The following is a 16,703-nucleotide window of genomic DNA, read 5'->3' as shown; positions in this document are numbered from 1 at the left end:
ACTCCAAATTCATTAGCTTGCGGAGAAACCGTTGGTTTTCCGCAAGCTTTTTTGCTGTTAGTAACGAAGGTTCCTCCCATTCCACGAACGAGCGCCCGAGCTTCTTCTGAAGCTCACGCTCGGTGATCTCGGCTCAATCGTTCTTCCGTAGAGGTGAAAGGACCTTCTATCCTTGGAGTTCCTTAAGATAGACTGGGCATCTAAAGAAGTCATGCAGATCAACAATGATGGGTGAACTGCATGAATTTTATCTTTTTTATGCATAGGTGTCTGCTTTCCAAGCACGGAAATAGCTGTCGAACATTTTCTCGACAGCTTGAAAAAAACTTGGTGGACATTACTCCAGATTTTTTTGACTGGTATGCTAAAGGTGATAAATTGTTTTAATCAATCGGTTTGAAGCGTGACCATCAGAATAGGTATTCCATTCTTTATGGAAATCTGGCATGTGATTCAGGTTAAATCGATTTGCCCTTATTAAATGTACAATCGCTTCGGTTGTCTTTACAATTGGACCTGGAACGAGATTCTCATATTCCTGCCACATTCCTCTTTCTTGTTTATAATCCTCTAAATCATAAGCGAAAAAGATCATTGGACGTTGAAAAAAAGCAAATTCAAATGGAATGGAAGAGTAATCTGTAATTAGTATTTCGGTGATGGTTAATATATGATTCATCGAAAAATGAGAAACATCAAACACAAAATCTGGATAGCGATTGGTAGCGGTAATCTGTTCCGACGGATGAATGCTTAAGAAAAGAAGATATTCATGTTTTAAATGGTCATATAGCTGCTTTATATTTAATTGAACATCTGCTTTCGGCATGTTTCGAAAAGTCGGAGCATATAGGATAATCTTTTTTGTTTGATCGTAACCGATGGAATGCTGAAGCTCATTTTTGACTTGACGTATATGATCTGTTTGATAAAAGAAATCTGTTCTTGGAATTCCAGTACGTCGTAACCGATTATCCGAAATATGGAAGCTTCTTTTGAATATGGATGCCATTTTTTCAGATCCAATCACAACGTCTGTAAAACGCTGATACACTTTTTGGAATCGTGCAATCGCTTTTTTAGAGCGGTATTTGTTGGATGGATCTTGAAGTCCGAACTTTTTAATTGCCCCAGCGGCATGCCACAGTTGAACAACACGTACACGATGCCGGAAGTTGGTAACAGCCAATATCCCATAATAATTATCAGCAAAGATAACGTGCGAGGTTGCTAAATGGTAAATAGAGCGCAGCCAATCAAATGGGTGATTAGCATTGAACGGAATAATGGTACGCCGGTCCGTTGACCTGAATTCGAGTTGACATCGTTTTGTTTTTAAAATAATGATCGATTCGTCTGTGTGTTTTTCTAATGCTTCCGCTGTAAAGCGGATGTTATGACCTAAGGAAGCAATCATGGTTGTTTTTTTTCGAATAGGAAAGAATTGAAAAAGATTAAAAACAATTCGAAAGATGATCAGATAAAAAGTAATCAGTAACTCTCTATTCATGTGTAGGTTTTGTTAAATCCTTCTTAATTTTTGTTGTGGATATCCCAATCGTTCTGGGCAAATAAATAACTTCACAAAGTTCTTGTAAATCATCAAACTTTCCTTTCCAATCATCTCCCATAACGAAAACATCAATATGGTATTTTTCAATATCTTTTCTTTTTTGATCCCATGTCTGTTCTGGGATTACTTCATCTACATATTGGATTGCTTCTAGTATCAATTTTCTTTGTTCAAAAGTATAGTATGCCTGTTTTCCTTTTTTTGCATTAAATGTATCTGTAGAGATAGCAACAATTAAGTAGTCACCATATTTCTTGGCACGTCTTAATAAATTGATATGACCAGTATGAAGGATATCGAATGTTCCATAGGTAATTACTTTTTTCATCTCCTGTTACCTCCGTTTTTAACCATTTTATTTGTTTAACACCTTGTTTTAGAAATTTTTTATATTATATTCATCAAATTTACAAACTATTTACTCTTAGCTAATATGCGCTTAATACATTAGATTTATAATGGAATTAATCGAAAATAAACACTACTATTTTCGAAAGCAGAAAGGAGAATGGTGATGACTATTAGAGGTATTGGACATCGAGGTTATCCAGCTAAATATCCAGAAAATACAATGTCTTCTTTTCAAGCTGCTATTGAATTAGGATTTACTCATATCGAATTGGATGTACATCTTAGTAAAGATGGTATCCCAGTTGTTATGCATGATTATAAAATTGATCGAATGACCGATGGGGTTGGCGAAATTCGTGACTATACTCTATCAGAACTTCAGGAATTCTCTATTGAGAAAAACGAAAAAATTCCTACTTTAGAAGAAGTTCTTCGATTAGCTAAAAATCAAGTTATTGTTTCAATAGAAATGAAAAACACAAAATTATATGATTCTGTGGAAGAGAAAGTTTTCGAAATGATTCAAAAGGTTGATATGATTGAGCAAGTTTATGTAATTTCATTTGATCATAAATCACTAGCAAAACTTCGTGAACTTTCAAGTGAAGTCAAAATAGGACCGTTAGTTAATAAATTGAGACGCTCTCATTTTCGACTTATTGAAAAATTGGACGCAAGCTATATTGCTGTGAAACATGATGGCTTAAAAGAAAAATATGTGAATCGTTGCGAAGGGTTAGGTATTCAAGTTGTTGCATGGACAGTGAATAGCGTAGAACAAATGCAACGATTTAAGAAGTATCCTTCTGTTTTGGTAACAACAGATGAATTAGAAAAATATAAAGCTTATCATTATCCAGATACTTCTTCAAAATTACAGAAAGTTATCGTTTAATTTCATACATGTCTAGCACAGAAGTAGGATAAAATAGTTATGCTCTTATGAGCATTTTTATTTTTGTGAAGTCATTAAAAATAATAGGAGGATTCTCCCTGTGAGCTATAGTGGTATTATTATATGTTTAATTGCAGCAATTATTTTAACTCCATTTGTAAAAAAACTGGCAATTGTAATTGGTGCAGTTGATAAACCAAATCATCGAAAAGTACATCAAAAAATGATGCCACGGTTAGGTGGTCTTGCTATTTATAGCAGCTTTTTACTAGGATTTCTCATTTTTCTTCCACAGACGTACAACTATTGGCCAATTTTAATTGGGGCAACGATTATTATGTTTGTCGGCATTTTGGATGATGTAATGCAACTATCTGCTAAGGTGAAGTTTGGTGGGCAACTAATCGCAGCAATGGTGCCTGTGTTTGGCGGGTACACAATTGAATTTATAACGGTGCCATTTGGTGACCGAATTGAATTTGGTATTGCCGCGATACCATTAACAATTATTTGGATTGTAGCCATTACAAACGCGATCAACCTTATTGATGGATTGGACGGGCTAGCGGCAGGAGTATCTTCGATTGCGTTATTAACCATTTCTGTACTGGCTATTTCAATGGGGAATTATCCAATTGCATTGCTCTCTTTCATGCTATTAGGAAGTACGATTGGATTTTTGGTTTATAATTTCCATCCTGCCAAGATATTTATGGGAGATACTGGATCTCTGTTTCTTGGTTATATGATAAGCGTGATTGCAGTAATGGGCTTATTCAAAAATGTGGCGCTTTTTTCTCTAATGGTTCCAATTATTATTTTGGCTATCCCGATTTTAGATACATTATTTGCGATCATCCGCAGAATTGTACATAAGAAACCATTAGCTGCTCCTGATAAATTCCATTTGCATCATTGTATTATCCGTATGGGCTACAGTCATAGTCAGACGGTAATCATGATTTATGCTTTAAGTGGGTTGTTTAGCTTAGCAGCTGTCATATTAACTCGTTCAGCAATGTGGGGAACGACGATTATTTTGATGACCGTCTTGATAATGGTTGAATTAATTGTGGAAGTAACTGGTCTTGTGAGTGAAAGATATCGACCAATATTGAATTGGATAGAAACAAGTAAAGAAAAATCGAAGTAAGCTAAGCAATGGTTGGCAGTACAAGTTACTTCGGAAATATGACATAGGTAATGGTGATGAGAGTGAATCAATTGCGAAAGAATACACTGGATGAAATACAGCTAGCACGAGCTTTTGCGATTTTGGCAGTACTGGCGGTTCACGGTTCATCGAGCGGTGTGACAAATGTTGAACCAGATTCAGTACTTTTTCCGATTTATAATTTCTTGAATATAGCTGGAAAACTAGGTACGCCAACATTTATTATGCTAAGCAGTTTTGTATTATTTTATAATTACTATCCTAGAGAAACAAACTGGGGATTAATGAAACGATTTTATGGCAAGCGGCTAAAGTTTATTTTAATTCCCTATTTTGTATTTTCTTTACTCTATTTTGTTATAAAAATGGTTGTCTATTATGATTATCCCAGTATTTCCTTTGCCATTAACCGCTTTATAACCTTATTGGCATTAGGGAAAGCACATACTCATTTATATTTCGTCTTTATTAGTGTGCAATTCTACCTACTATTTCCTTTGTTTTTGATTGCCTTTAAGAAATTAACGTTTTTAAGAAAACACGCCATTTGGATTGGCCTCCTATTGCAATGGGGATGGGTTATTCTAAATAACAACTATTTCCATATTCCTTGGAAGGGGTCGATTTCATTATCCTATTTATCTTTTTATTTTATGGGAGCATTTCTGGGAATCTATTATAACGATTTAAAGGCTAAGTGGAAGCAACCACTTTTTAAAGAGAGAATCATCATTCCACTGACCCTTGGTTATGGCGTAATGGTATTTTTATATACCGGTTATATGTATTTATCAAGGATTGGTGTTTTCACAACGATTGGTAATTACTTACCTGGTTTTGTATCTAGTTATATTGGGGAGTTTACATGGGCAACGCATGCTTTATTTGCGGGTGTATTCTTGTTCTATTTAGCTCATCTTGCAAACCAAACATTTCAATTAAGAACCAAAATGGTGTTTATGGAAATAGGGGCAACATCCTTTGGAATTTATCTCATCCACCCCTTGTTCCTAATGGTATTCAGACAGTTAGTTAACTCTGGATCGCCAATCATCTATCACGGATGGCAAGTGATCACATTTATTCTTGTAGGTTTACTCAGCTGGTTGGCTGTACGTGTAACGTATCGATTTATTCCTTTTTATTGGGTGCTATTTGGAAAAATGAATCTGCAAAAATTATTTAAAATTCCAAAGCAGAAGGGAAGTAATATCCATGAATATCAAAACTATTCCTAAGACGATTATTATTGTACCTGCCTATAATGAAGAAGCTAGTATTGCTACCACATTAACAAGTTTAATGGAGTTAAGCAATCAGATCGATAGATTAGAGATATGCGTGGTGAATGACGGATCCACGGACCGAACAAAAGAAATAATTGATACATTTGACATTGTGTCATTACATTTACCCCAAAATCTAGGAATAGGCGGAGCAGTGCAAACAGGTTATAAATATGCATATAACCATGGCTATGAAATTGCAGTTCAATTTGATGCAGATGGCCAGCATAATGTGCATGATTTATTAGAATTAATCGAGCCGATTATAAAGGAGGAAGAAGATATGGTTATCGGCTCTAGGTTCTTGAAGAAAACGGATTATAAGGGGAGTAAAACAAGGAGAATTGGCATTTATTATTTTTATATTGTTTTAAAGCTTCTAACTAAAAAGCGTTTTACTGATCCTACTTCTGGATACCGTGCCATTAATCGTAAAGTAATTACTTTATTTGCTCATCATTATCCCAAAGATTATCCTGAGCCGGAAGTACTTATGCATTTGAATCGCAAAAACATGAGAATTAAAGAAGTCACTGCCAATATGCATGCCCGTCTTGGTGGCGAATCATCGATAACGCCTATGAAGAGCATATATTACTTTGGAAAAGTTACACTTTCCATCCTAATGCAGTCTATTGTTAAGGAGTAAGGCAACAATGAATATCAATTTATTTAGTTTTCTTATTGTTTGTTTGTTCTTTGTCATCGTTATTGAATCTGTTCGGAGAGGGATTCTCGAAACAAAAGATGCATTAATTTGGCTTTTTTTAAGTGTCATCTTGGGGATACTGAGTCTTTCAAGAGGATTGTTGGAACTAATCGCTGATTGGTTAGGAATCGTTTATGCACCGAGTTTATTATTCTTATTTGGTTTACTGAGTACGATTATTATGATTTTTGATTTAACGAGGCGCATCTCGAAATTAAATCAGAAAGTTATTCATTTAACTCAAGAGTTTGCATTACTAAAAGAACAGCAGCGTAATTCAAGCTCAGAATTTGAGGAAAAAAGGAAAGAAAATATATGAATTATCTTTTGCTCGTTGTGAATATTTTGCTTTTAGTTAGTGGTCAAATGTTATGGAAAGTGGGCATGCAGCAAATTGGCACCATGGGGTTAGGAACGATAGTTGAAGTGATAAAATCGCCATATATTATTGGTGGTGGTCTAATCTATGTATTAGCAACAGGCCTTTGGTTATACATATTGTCTAGAATGCCGTTTAGCATTGCCTATCCCTTCCAAAGTCTTGCTTATGTATTAGGTGTTGTTATTGGATACGTTATTTTTAAAGAAACGGTTACCCCAATTCAATGGGCTGGTGCAGCAATTATTGTTTTTGGAGTATATTTAATAGCGAGGTAATCTATGAATCGATCTACTTTTTTTCAACAGTTATATGAGAAGGCCCCATTATATATCCTTGGACTCATTTTGTTCCTTTCCTTTTTCATCTATATCTATTTTTTCATCGAGCATCCAGGGAGTAATTTTGTTCAACCAACTGATGAAGAGATTCAACAACAATTAGACGATGGCGTGATAAGTGAAAGGATAGCGGCGCTAAAAGAGCATACATGGAAGTATGGGAGTCGGGACGCTTATCTATATACGGAAATGGCAAATCAAATCATTGAAGATGGCATCTATGGTTACAACACAAATGGGGAAAGCAATGCATTTGTAACACCTGGTTATCCCATGATATTAGTGGTACTCTTTCTTATCGCGAATACCTTAGGTGTCGAACAAATGATCATCGTAACTGTGTTTAATATGGTATTAAGTTTAGCTACTATTTTACTCATCTATAACATTGCTTTGAAGACGTTTAAGAATCAATGGATGGGGGTTGCTGCAAGTGCTTTTTATGCCGTCTACTTTACACCTTACCATTATTTTCGGACAGCGTTAACTGAAATACCGGGTATCTTTTTCTTTTGTTTAGCGATCTATTTATTTTTAATAGCGTTAGAAAAAAACAAGAAAATCTTTCATATCTTATTTGCAGTTGTATTTTGTTATGGAGTTATGCTCCGACCAGTAATTGCGCCTTTGGTACTAATTGCATTTGTTATTTTGTTTCTAAAATATCGTCATCAAATAAAAACGTCAATCGTCATTAGTGCTCTTTGGGCAGTGGGTGCTGCCGTGGTTATTGCTCCATGGGTAATTCGAAATTTTATTGTGTTTCAAGAGTTTATTCTATTATCTACACATTCAGGCAACAGTTGGTTTGCAGGGAGTAACCCTTTTGATATGTACAGCTTTTCGGATTATTGGAAAGAACAAGAGGAACTGGGCATGGATAGTAAGGAATATGCACTCATGAAAATAAAAGAAGGGTTTGAAACAAATTTTGGACTCTGGTTAGCTTGGTTTACGGTAGGAAAAACATACGAATTATTTAAACTTCCAGATGCCATCTATTTCTACACGGCATATGGTTATGTGAACTTCGTCAAGATGATCCATCATCTAATTGTAAATCTAGCATTTATTACGGTGATTATTTCGTTTATTTCTCGAAAAAAAGAAGCAATCGCAATTGCTTCTATTCTTATCCTGTATATTGGATTATCCAATCTATTCCTAACTATTCCAAGATATGGCTTTTTTATTATACCAGTTATGTGTATATTAAATGGCTATGCTATCGTAACGTTAATTACGAACATCAGAAACCTCTTACAACGATCGAAACTAAAAAATGCGAACAAGGCTGCTTCCTAGCTTTGTTCGCATTTTTTAGTTTGAATACGAATTTTTCCCTTTCATTACCCAAGCAGATTGGTGTCAGCTAATCTACTTGGGTGTTTCCATTTAACATTTATACATTACTATATGGACGTTTTTCTCGCCCAAAGAAAGTATCTAGCGCAAGTTCTGGTGTGGCTCTTGCATCGCGTTGATACATGCGTACAATCTCTCTCAATTTCATTCTTCTTAGCTCTTCATTGTCGAGTGCATGGGTTGCTTGTTGATATAACTGTTTATCGTCCCAATTGTCTTCTTCTACATGTCCGACTACAGGTTGATTACAAAGCGCAGCAAAAGCATCAATTTTTGGGTCGTACGAAATTGCTACAAATGGCGTATAATTAATTGCTGAAAATATGAGTGAATGCAGACGCATGCCAATGAGTAAATTGGATTCACCGATAAGCGCAATTTTAGCTTCTAAGGAAGCGTTCGCTGGCGAAATATAACTATGCTCTGTCATTCGTTCAGCTGTCTCTTGCGATTTACGTTGATCCTTTTCCCCATGCATTGGTACGAACACCACAGCATATCCATCTTGAACGAGCTGATCTAAAGTAGATGCTATCTTTTGAGTGAATGGCTTATTCGTTGGCCAATCCCTCACACTCACAGTAATGAACTTTTGAGTTAATTTATCAGCCGTCTCCCATTGATGGTCATAGGAGCTAGAATCTAAACCTAAAACAGGATCGGGAACAATTGTAGACATATGTTTAATGCCAATTTGATTCAGTAAGTGCTGTGAAGCTTGATCGCGTACCGTGATTTGCTCCACATGATTTAACGCATATTTCACTAACCATTTACTTAAAACCCCATTAATTGGTCCCATCCCTTGCGCATAAATAAACACAGGTTTCTGCAGCCATTTGGCCAATTTGATGATGCCCGTATAATAGGGGATGGTCAACATCCCTGTTTTATCTTGTAAAAGACTGCCACCACCACTAATTAATCCATCTGAATCGCGTAATGCTTGAATGATCTCATTAATCTTTCGTCGGTTTACGGCATTTACTTGATAGGTTCTTTTCGTTTGTTCTGGGTTATTAGATAATATGGTAATTTTAATGGTAGGTTGAACCATTCGAAGCTGTTCTATAATGGAAAACAAAATAGCCTCATCGCCAACATTATCAAATCCATAATAACCGGAAACAACAATATGCATTATACCCACTCCCTTCGGATGCGTTTTGTAATAAAGGGTACACATTTTCGATAAATCCAGATAAGCAACAGTCCTAAGAGATAGCCAATAACAATGCTATAACCTGTTCTTAGTAAGGAAATATGCAATGGGATATGAAGGTGGGTAAAAGTATTCATGATTGATAGAAAGCCAATGATCCCTGGAATCACCAAGACTTTTCCCAGTAATTTATTCGTTTTGAACACATAGATTGCTAATAAATAAAATGGAAGACCAATGAGGAATTCTTTTGTTCTAGGGCGAACATATAGCCATTCCTCTAATGTGCTTCGTATCATCAGTTCCATGTCGCTTACAGTCGCACTATTACCTGTTCTCGTAATATAATAGATGCCTATTACGCCAATGATAAAGATGACTGCAAGATGCCAGTACTTCACTGGAACTTTTAATAGCATTACGATTTCTCTCCAGAATAGAAATACACCGACAAATAGAATAGGAATAAGATAAACTAATTTTACTCCTCTAAACACTTCAAATCCGGTGATAAAAGCATTACCGTTTAGTAGGCCAATGACAATGATTATACCGACAAAGGTTATCCCTAGTGCCTTTAAATAATGCAAAGTAATACCGCCTAGCTGCTTATCTCCTGTATTTATTGTAGATAGTACAGCATAAATTGGTGCTACTATCGCAAGAATTAGTGCAAAGCCCTGTATGAGGAATAGTCTTTCAGTAAGATAATATCCTATTACTAAAAGCGTCATGAATACGATAGCAGCAATCATCCATTTTCTATCCCTTACGATCGTTGCAGCTAAACCTGTAAACAGAATGCCGGCAAGGAAGAGGAGTACTTGGGTCCAGATTGGTGTGTTTATTTCGGTAAATGGCTTAGGAGAGCCTTGCTGGAAATTATTCTCTAAGTTGTGATGAACACCTTCAACAAATGCATTCGCATTCTCTAAGCTTTCAGTTGGATCACCTGTTTGAATATGGAAGAAAATAGATCGTATATTTCGTTCTTTGACAGCTCGTACAGCTTGATCAATATTTTCCGGTAGTGTTTTATTATTTAAATCCATACTATGCAATCTGATCGTATTGTAGTCAGTATTACGAGCTATTGTTTGTAACCCTTTTTGTTGAGTAAACTCAATGGAATAAAAATGGTAGCCTACATCGGTTAATTGGTTTGTCCATTGTTCTACTTCTTCCATATTTGGATATCCAATGACATCCTGACCATAAAATAATAAATTAGTAGTATCTGTTTCCTTTAACTTGATGAGCTGATCGACACTTTTTTGATTCCATTTCTGGTTTGTATTTTCTACTCGGAACATATAGTTAAGTCCAAGCTGTTTAACTTGATCTAACGTCTCTTCATTGTAAGCAATGTTTCTAGATAGGATATCCATTTCTTTTTCAATAAAGTAAAAATCCTGACCACTAATTGTAACGGAAGAAGGCTGTAGGTTTTCGGAAATCAGTTTATTAAAATAAGCATCCCTTGGTTGAGTGATGTAATATCCTTTTGCTTCCGTGTCCACCATTTCGTCTTGATTACTAAATCGTAACGCATCGTTTAACTCCTGTTCGTTATAGATAGTAACGATGTCTTGGTTCTCCATCCAATTTAATGATAGAGGACTTATGCTAACCGTATTTAAGCCAGACTTTTTTAAAGAAGAAAGAATGTCCTCTGTATTTAATTCTTCATGATCTGTTGCTAGCTGATCAATCTCTTGATAAGGAGCGGCGATTTCGTACGTATTATTTTCTGCCTCTGTCTGCCAACGCTCAATAATTCCGGGTATTGTAACTGCAAGTAAGACGATTAACGTCATCCAAATCCATTTCTGCTTGTTCATTTTTCTGCTCTTCCTTTCTGGGAGAAATAAGGAATATTCTTTACGATGTCTGTTTTATTCACCACATTAAATAGGTATAGTTGTAACACATAGATAGTAACTCCAATGAACATAGCTACGAGCAAATAGAGAAGAGCTTGAACCCGTGACCAATCTGTTATAGATACATACAAGGTTGGTACTCCAATAACAGCCCCCATGGATATGGAAGCAATCATTATTTTTGTTATTAGCTTACGTCTAATGGAAAATGGATAATGCTTAAAGATATACCATGTATTGATAATTAATAAAACAATATATACCAATAACGTAGAGAAAGCTGCACCACGTAATCCAAATAATTGAATGAAGTAAATATTGCATAGGGCTTTCATTAATATACCGCAAACAATTATGAAGGCTGCTTGTTTAGCTAAGTTCATACCTTGTAGAATACCGGTACTTAAAATGGTTAACGAAGTAAAAACAGAACTTAGTCCAAGGATAGCTAGAACTCCGCTTCCTTCTAAGTCAGTAAATAAAGCTAAATTAATTGGTAATGTAAGACCTAGTAACCCCATTGCTGCAGGCCATGAAAGTAAATGCGTCATACGATATGTCTTTTCTATGACGGACCTTACTTGTTGTGTCTCTCCTTCTGCTAGCTTTGTTGTTATTAACGGAATGAGTGGGAGAACAATCGACGTCGAAAAAACAGTCGCAATTTGGACAATGGAAAGGCCACGGCCATAGATACCATAAAGATAATTAATCCCCGTTTCCGATTCACCTATACTACGTAAACCATAAGGAATGGTAAAAGAGTCGATAAAATTTATTAAAGCCATGGTAATTGTGCCAATAGCAATCGGTATCGATAGTTTTAATATCTGTTTGCTCCAAGAGGAGAATAGCTTTAACGTATATTTCCTAGTTAAGGTTTGCCTTAAAGGTGAACGAATATATTTCACTCTTAAATAGATAAGTGATGTAAATGCTCCTACAACCGAACCAATCATGACACCACCAGCTACCGTAGCATCAGAAAAGTCTTGTTGAACAAAGTAATAGGCAATAACTAAAATCAAACCAACGCGGATGAACTGTTCAATAACTTGTGAGATAGCAGTCGGTTTCATATCCTCAAAGCCTTGAAAGTAACCTCGATAAACAGCCATATACGGTGCAACTAATAAGGTGGCTGTAACTACAATTAAAGCAAGTCTTGTAGACTGTCCTCCTAAAGCTGAAGCTAAAGGAGTGGATAAGCTATATATTAGTAGAAAGCTAGAGATACCGAACAATAAAGCCAGAATACTTGCTGTTACGTAAATTTCTTTTACAAATGATAATTCACCCTTTGCTCGAGCATCGGCGATTAGCTTTGAAATAGCAATAGGAATACCTGCTACAGATAACGTAAGAGCCACCATATAAACCGGGTATACAAGACTAAAGATTCCTAAGACATGGTCACCAGCAATATTTTGAAGAGGTATTCGAAAAACACTTCCCAATACTTTAGATACTAAAGTGGCGACCGTTAATAGTAACGTACTTCTAACAAAAGCAGAACGGCTCATGAAACTTTTTCCTTTTTCTTTTGCTTAACAATGTGGAAAGCAAATTGTGGAAGTGCAAGCATTCTTCTCCATCTGGTTGGTTGTTTTACTAATCGGTAAAGCCATTCCAAATTCAACTTCTGAAAAATTACAGGTGCTCGCTGAACCTTCCCTGCAATAACGTCGAAAGAACCCCCAACTCCCATTAACAATCCATGATTGAATTTTGATAGATTGTTCGCGATCCAATTCTCTTGTCTTGGACATCCCAGCGCGACAAATGTTATATCAGGCTGTAACTGTACAATGTGATCTGTAATATCATTTGATTCCAGGTTAAAATAGCCATCTTTACAACCAACAATTTCAATATTTGGAAACTGGTTCTGGATGTTAGTTATCGCTCTTTGTAAGGTTTCTTCCTGTGCACCAAGTAAAAAAATACGATAGTGATTTTTTTCTGCTAGTTTTAATAAATCAATCATTGTATCATAGCCAGTAACTCGTTCAGGTAAAGGCTGTTTTAATATTTTAGCTGCCTTTACAATTCCTATTCCGTCCGCGACGATATACGTTGCTTGTTGCAATTGCTGCATAAAATGCAAATCCTCTTGTGCCTTCATCACTACTTCTGGATTTGCCGTTACAACAAATGTTTTCTCTTTTTGTTGAATTCGTTTGTTTAGTAAGTATACAAACGAATGATGATCTGTATTTAGAAAAGGAACATTCATTATTGTTATATGTTTCATCATTTACTCAGGCTCCTTTGAAGTTCACGCATCGGGTGTTAAAGAATAACTATTTAATCCTTTACGTGTCCATATTAATATATAAGTTAACTAATTTCATTTATATTTACAGATAATTAACATTATTTACTGAAACTTAACAGAATATGCTGGATGAAATATGATATGCTAGGTGTAAGAGTTTGGATAGGGGCTTAAAAAGATTATAAAAAAACATCCCATATGAAATGGGATGTTAAACAATTGCTCTTTCTTTTTCTTCTGTATCGGTTAAATATTTCGCTAGATTTAAACTGGATGTACCATTTGAGTACTCATTCCATTGTTTTGCAAAGTCTTTGATTTGTTTATAATTAAACTTATTTTCCTTAATTGCTAGAATAATAGCTTCTGTCGACGCTATGACTGGGCCTGGCATCTTGTGTTCATAATCATCAATTAAGCCACTAGTAAAACTAAATTCATCCATATCATAAGCAAAGAAAATCATTGGTTTTTCCAATAAAGCATACTCAAATGGAATGGATGAATAGTCGGTAATTAATAAGTCAGTGATAAGCAATAAGTGATTCGTATCATAAAATTCCGACACATCATATACAAAATCTTTATAAACTTCACTTATCTCATAAGTTACCGCAGGATGAGGTTTAATAAACAGCACATAATCATCAGACAGTTCGCGGTACAGCTTATCAATCTCTAACTTCAATTGATAATTAGATAACTGGTTATTTCGAAATGTTGGTGCATATAAAATAATTTGTTTATTCTTAATGTTGGGATGCTTAACTAACATGTTATGATAAATACGATCCTTCATCGAACGATCGTATAAAACATCTGAGCGCGGTATACCAGTACGCAGAATGCGATTATCTGAAAGCCCAAAACTTTCTTTAAATGTCTCTGCCATCATTTCCGATCCGACAACCGTGTAATCAAAGCTCCGGTAGACATTGGCAAAGCGTTCATTTGCTTTTGCTGTTCTATATTTATTTGTAGGATCCATTAGACCAAACTGCTTGATTGCACCACCAGCATGCCATAATTGGATACAGGTTACTCCTTGTTTGAAATGGGTAACGGCTAAAAAACCATAATACGTATCTACTAAAATAGTAGTAGCAGTAGCAAGATGGTAAACTGATTTAATAAATGCAAATGGATTTTTTAAAGAAAACGGAATAATGGTTGCATTTGTATCATCAAACGGATACCTACATGACCCATCTTTAAGAATAATAATCTCTTCGTCGGACAAGTTGGATAAAGCTTCAGTTGTATAGTAAATATTATCCCCAAACGTGGAAACACCTACTGTTTTTTGTTTTAGTGGGAATAATTTAAAGAAATTAAAAAGTATACGGAAAGCAAAGAGGTATATACTTATAAAAATTTCTTTAACCATTATTTGTCATGTTTAGGTCAGTCTTAATTTTTGTTGTAGAGATACCAACAGTTCTTGGCAAGTAAACAACTTCACAATGTTCTTCCAAAAAGTCGAATTTACCTTCCCAGTCGTCTCCCATAACAAAAATATCGACATCGTATTTTTGGACGTCCTCTATTTTTTGTTCCCACGTATACTCAGGAATTACCAAGTCCACGTAACGAATAGCCTCGAGAATAGCCTTTCTTTGTTCAAAGGTATAATAAGCTTTCTTCCCCTTTAAGGCATTAAATTCATCTGCTGATATTGCAACAATTAAATAATCTCCGTATTCTTTTGCACGACGTAATATATTTATATGACCTGTATGCAGTAAGTCAAATGTTCCATAAGTGATTACTTTTTTCATTATGAAAAACCTCCGTATTTTGATAAATACTATTATACTATGTTTTTTTAACGTTGAATTTACAAACTTTTAACAATTAATATACATTCTATTATACTATTGTTTATACCTGAAATAAATATAATTTATCAAAAAAATGTGGCAGAAATTGTGGAAATATGTAGAAATTAAGTTACAATTCTATTATAATTATGTTATATTTGTATAGATAATTGATTGGTTTGCGCGTAGTCCATAAGTATCATTTTCGTTTTGCATCTAAGTTTAAAGTCCTTAATTCTTCATCTGCTTTTACGACAATTATTTATGTTTATGAAACGAGAGAAATTTTATGTCAAGAAAAATTTTAATTATCTCACAAAATTTTTACCCTGAAATTGGAAGTGCGGGTAATAGAATAAAGAATATTTATACGTTGCTTAAAAAGAATGGAAACGATGTTCAAGTTCTAACGACCGATCCTACATATCCCAATAAAAAAATTTATCAAAGTGATCAATTTTGGGATGATGGTGAATTAAATAATGATTTATTTAATATAGAAAGAATTAAGATCAAAAACAAGAAATATTCCAGAAGCATATTTAACCGGTTATTTTATTACGTTGAAATGGCATTGAAAATGTTTGTTTCAGTTATAAAAAGCCAAAATAAGTATGATATTGTGTATACCACCTCTCCACCAATCTTTGTTGCGATAGTTGGGTTGTTTGCTAAAATTAAATTTAATGCAAAACTCATACTCGATGTTCGGGACTTATGGCCGGAATCATTAAAAGGTGTTGGGGTTTTTGACAAACCAGCTATTTTGAATGTATTCAAGATGATAGAGAAACTATTATATAAAAAATCAGATAACATTGTTGTGAACAGTAGTGGATTTATTGAGCATATTACTAATTATTCTGCATCCTTTATTAAAAAGATAAATTATATCCCAAATGGAGCTAGGGCAAAGGAAATTAATCCAGCTTCCAACAGTCGTTCCTTTAAGGTTATCTATGCGGGTAATATTGGTTTGGCGCAAGATGATAAGATCCTAATGCAGCTTTCTCAAGAATTGAAGAAACATAATATAGAATTTACCATCATTGGTTATGGTTTACGAAGAGAAGGCTTAAAGCATTATATCGAGACCAATAGTTTAGATAATGTCACCTTTCTCGAACCTCTAAATCGTGAAGAATGTCTTAGAGTAATCTCCGAGCACCATGTTGGTATTGTAACATTAATGGATAAAGAAGTATTTAAAACGGTATTGCCTGGTAAGATTATCGACTATATGACATGTGGTGTTCCCGTTGTTGGGTCTGTGTCAGGATTGTCAAAGGATATTATTTTAAACCAAGATATAGGCTATGTGGCTAATAATAATGTGGAAGAATTGATGAAGTACATACATATTTTGCATAAAGATCCAAGCTTAAGAGAAGAAAAGAGTAATAATGGTAAGCGGTTTGTTGTAGAAAACTTTTTATGGGAATCGAATATCCATTCTCTATTAGAAATAATTAATTCCTAAAAAGGAG

At 34.9% G+C, this 16,703-nt stretch carries 16 protein-coding genes; 8 read left to right on the top strand and 8 right to left on the bottom strand.

Going from position 1 to position 16,703, the window contains the following annotated elements:
* Positions 1-364: 364 nt before the first annotated feature.
* On the bottom strand, positions 365-1,510 hold the full coding sequence (locus M948_RS28185) for a CDP-glycerol glycerophosphotransferase family protein (RefSeq protein WP_021289771.1): 1,146 nt from the start codon (positions 1,508-1,510) through the stop codon (positions 365-367).
* On the bottom strand, positions 1,503-1,901 hold the full coding sequence (tagD, locus tag M948_RS28180; RefSeq protein WP_021289770.1) for a glycerol-3-phosphate cytidylyltransferase: 399 nt from the start codon (positions 1,899-1,901) through the stop codon (positions 1,503-1,505). The genes M948_RS28185 and tagD (M948_RS28180) overlap by 8 nt, the downstream gene beginning before the upstream one ends.
* Before the next feature lie 186 nt (positions 1,902-2,087).
* Between tagD (M948_RS28180) and M948_RS42510 the strand changes: the two genes are divergently transcribed.
* The 7 genes from M948_RS42510 (at position 2,088) to M948_RS28145 (ending at position 8,013) form a co-directional block, all read left to right on the top strand.
* Complete coding sequence (locus M948_RS42510) at positions 2,088-2,819, top strand: glycerophosphodiester phosphodiesterase (protein WP_021289769.1); 732 nt, start codon at positions 2,088-2,090, stop codon at positions 2,817-2,819.
* 100 nt (positions 2,820-2,919) lie between these two features.
* Positions 2,920-3,972: a glycosyltransferase family 4 protein gene (locus tag M948_RS28170; RefSeq protein WP_021289768.1), complete on the top strand. Its 1,053-nt coding sequence runs from the start codon at positions 2,920-2,922 to the stop codon at positions 3,970-3,972.
* A gap of 71 nt (positions 3,973-4,043) precedes the next feature.
* Positions 4,044-5,231 carry an acyltransferase gene (locus tag M948_RS28165; protein WP_021289767.1) on the top strand — a complete coding sequence of 396 codons (1,188 nt, stop codon included), beginning with the start codon at positions 4,044-4,046 and terminating at the stop codon, positions 5,229-5,231.
* Positions 5,209-5,928, top strand: coding sequence for a glycosyltransferase family 2 protein (locus M948_RS28160; RefSeq protein ID WP_021289766.1), 720 nt, complete (start codon positions 5,209-5,211; stop codon positions 5,926-5,928). The genes M948_RS28165 and M948_RS28160 overlap by 23 nt, the downstream gene beginning before the upstream one ends.
* A 7-nt stretch (positions 5,929-5,935) precedes the next feature.
* Positions 5,936-6,307, top strand: coding sequence for a DUF2304 domain-containing protein (locus tag M948_RS28155; RefSeq protein ID WP_021289765.1), 372 nt, complete (start codon positions 5,936-5,938; stop codon positions 6,305-6,307).
* Entirely contained in the window at positions 6,304-6,645 is a 342-nt protein-coding gene (locus M948_RS28150) for an EamA family transporter (protein ID WP_021289764.1), read from the top strand. The genes M948_RS28155 and M948_RS28150 overlap by 4 nt, the downstream gene beginning before the upstream one ends.
* A gap of 3 nt (positions 6,646-6,648) precedes the next feature.
* Positions 6,649-8,013 (top strand): ArnT family glycosyltransferase, encoded by a 1,365-nt coding sequence (locus M948_RS28145; RefSeq protein ID WP_021289763.1) that lies wholly within the window; start codon positions 6,649-6,651, stop codon positions 8,011-8,013.
* A gap of 97 nt (positions 8,014-8,110) precedes the next feature.
* On the opposite strand, the gene csaB is transcribed toward M948_RS28145, so the two are convergent.
* From csaB to tagD (M948_RS28115), 6 genes are all read right to left on the bottom strand, one after another.
* Positions 8,111-9,214 carry a polysaccharide pyruvyl transferase CsaB gene (csaB, locus tag M948_RS28140; RefSeq protein ID WP_021289762.1) on the bottom strand — a complete coding sequence of 368 codons (1,104 nt, stop codon included), beginning with the start codon at positions 9,212-9,214 and terminating at the stop codon, positions 8,111-8,113.
* On the bottom strand, positions 9,214-11,076 hold the full coding sequence (locus M948_RS28135) for a DUF5693 family protein (protein ID WP_021289761.1): 1,863 nt from the start codon (positions 11,074-11,076) through the stop codon (positions 9,214-9,216). The genes csaB and M948_RS28135 overlap by 1 nt, the downstream gene beginning before the upstream one ends.
* Positions 11,073-12,641 carry a putative polysaccharide biosynthesis protein gene (locus M948_RS28130; protein WP_021289760.1) on the bottom strand — a complete coding sequence of 523 codons (1,569 nt, stop codon included), beginning with the start codon at positions 12,639-12,641 and terminating at the stop codon, positions 11,073-11,075. Before M948_RS28130 ends, M948_RS28135 begins: the two co-directional genes overlap by 4 nt.
* On the bottom strand, positions 12,638-13,375 hold the full coding sequence (locus M948_RS28125; RefSeq protein WP_021289759.1) for a WecB/TagA/CpsF family glycosyltransferase: 738 nt from the start codon (positions 13,373-13,375) through the stop codon (positions 12,638-12,640). Before M948_RS28125 ends, M948_RS28130 begins: the two co-directional genes overlap by 4 nt.
* A 232-nt stretch (positions 13,376-13,607) precedes the next feature.
* Positions 13,608-14,783: a CDP-glycerol glycerophosphotransferase family protein gene (locus M948_RS28120; protein ID WP_021289758.1), complete on the bottom strand. Its 1,176-nt coding sequence runs from the start codon at positions 14,781-14,783 to the stop codon at positions 13,608-13,610.
* A complete protein-coding gene (gene tagD / locus M948_RS28115; protein ID WP_021289757.1) occupies positions 14,776-15,174 on the bottom strand; it encodes a glycerol-3-phosphate cytidylyltransferase in 399 nt (132 codons plus the stop codon). The genes M948_RS28120 and tagD (M948_RS28115) overlap by 8 nt, the downstream gene beginning before the upstream one ends.
* Positions 15,175-15,505: 331 nt before the next feature.
* Between tagD (M948_RS28115) and M948_RS28110 the strand changes: the two genes are divergently transcribed.
* Positions 15,506-16,696, top strand: a complete 1,191-nt coding sequence (locus M948_RS28110) for a glycosyltransferase family 4 protein (RefSeq protein ID WP_021289756.1) — start codon at positions 15,506-15,508, stop codon at positions 16,694-16,696.
* Positions 16,697-16,703 lie beyond the last annotated feature (7 nt).

This window comes from Virgibacillus sp. CM-4 (genome assembly GCF_000445495.1).
In the GTDB taxonomy this organism is placed as follows: Bacteria; Bacillota; Bacilli; order Bacillales; family Amphibacillaceae; genus Virgibacillus; species Virgibacillus salexigens.
Note: the sequence above shows the minus strand (reverse complement) of the source record. Positions and strands in the feature narration are given on the sequence as shown.

Excerpts from the sequence above, each read along its gene's own strand:
- M948_RS28185 (WP_021289771.1), bottom strand. The coding sequence starts at position 1,510 with ATGAATAGAGAGTTACTGATTACTTTTTATCTGATCATCTTTCGAATT.
- tagD (WP_021289770.1), bottom strand. The coding sequence starts at position 1,901 with ATGAAAAAAGTAATTACCTATGGAACATTCGATATCCTTCATACTGGT.
- M948_RS42510 (WP_021289769.1), top strand. The coding sequence starts at position 2,088 with ATGACTATTAGAGGTATTGGACATCGAGGTTATCCAGCTAAATATCCA.
- M948_RS28160 (WP_021289766.1), top strand. The coding sequence starts at position 5,209 with ATGAATATCAAAACTATTCCTAAGACGATTATTATTGTACCTGCCTAT.
- M948_RS28155 (WP_021289765.1), top strand. The coding sequence starts at position 5,936 with ATGAATATCAATTTATTTAGTTTTCTTATTGTTTGTTTGTTCTTTGTC.
- M948_RS28150 (WP_021289764.1), top strand. The coding sequence starts at position 6,304 with ATGAATTATCTTTTGCTCGTTGTGAATATTTTGCTTTTAGTTAGTGGT.
- M948_RS28145 (WP_021289763.1), top strand. The coding sequence starts at position 6,649 with ATGAATCGATCTACTTTTTTTCAACAGTTATATGAGAAGGCCCCATTA.
- csaB (WP_021289762.1), bottom strand. The coding sequence starts at position 9,214 with ATGCATATTGTTGTTTCCGGTTATTATGGATTTGATAATGTTGGCGAT.
- M948_RS28135 (WP_021289761.1), bottom strand. The coding sequence starts at position 11,076 with ATGAACAAGCAGAAATGGATTTGGATGACGTTAATCGTCTTACTTGCA.
- M948_RS28130 (WP_021289760.1), bottom strand. The coding sequence starts at position 12,641 with ATGAGCCGTTCTGCTTTTGTTAGAAGTACGTTACTATTAACGGTCGCC.
- M948_RS28125 (WP_021289759.1), bottom strand. The coding sequence starts at position 13,375 with ATGATGAAACATATAACAATAATGAATGTTCCTTTTCTAAATACAGAT.
- M948_RS28120 (WP_021289758.1), bottom strand. The coding sequence starts at position 14,783 with ATGGTTAAAGAAATTTTTATAAGTATATACCTCTTTGCTTTCCGTATA.
- tagD (WP_021289757.1), bottom strand. The coding sequence starts at position 15,174 with ATGAAAAAAGTAATCACTTATGGAACATTTGACTTACTGCATACAGGT.
- M948_RS28110 (WP_021289756.1), top strand. The coding sequence starts at position 15,506 with ATGTCAAGAAAAATTTTAATTATCTCACAAAATTTTTACCCTGAAATT.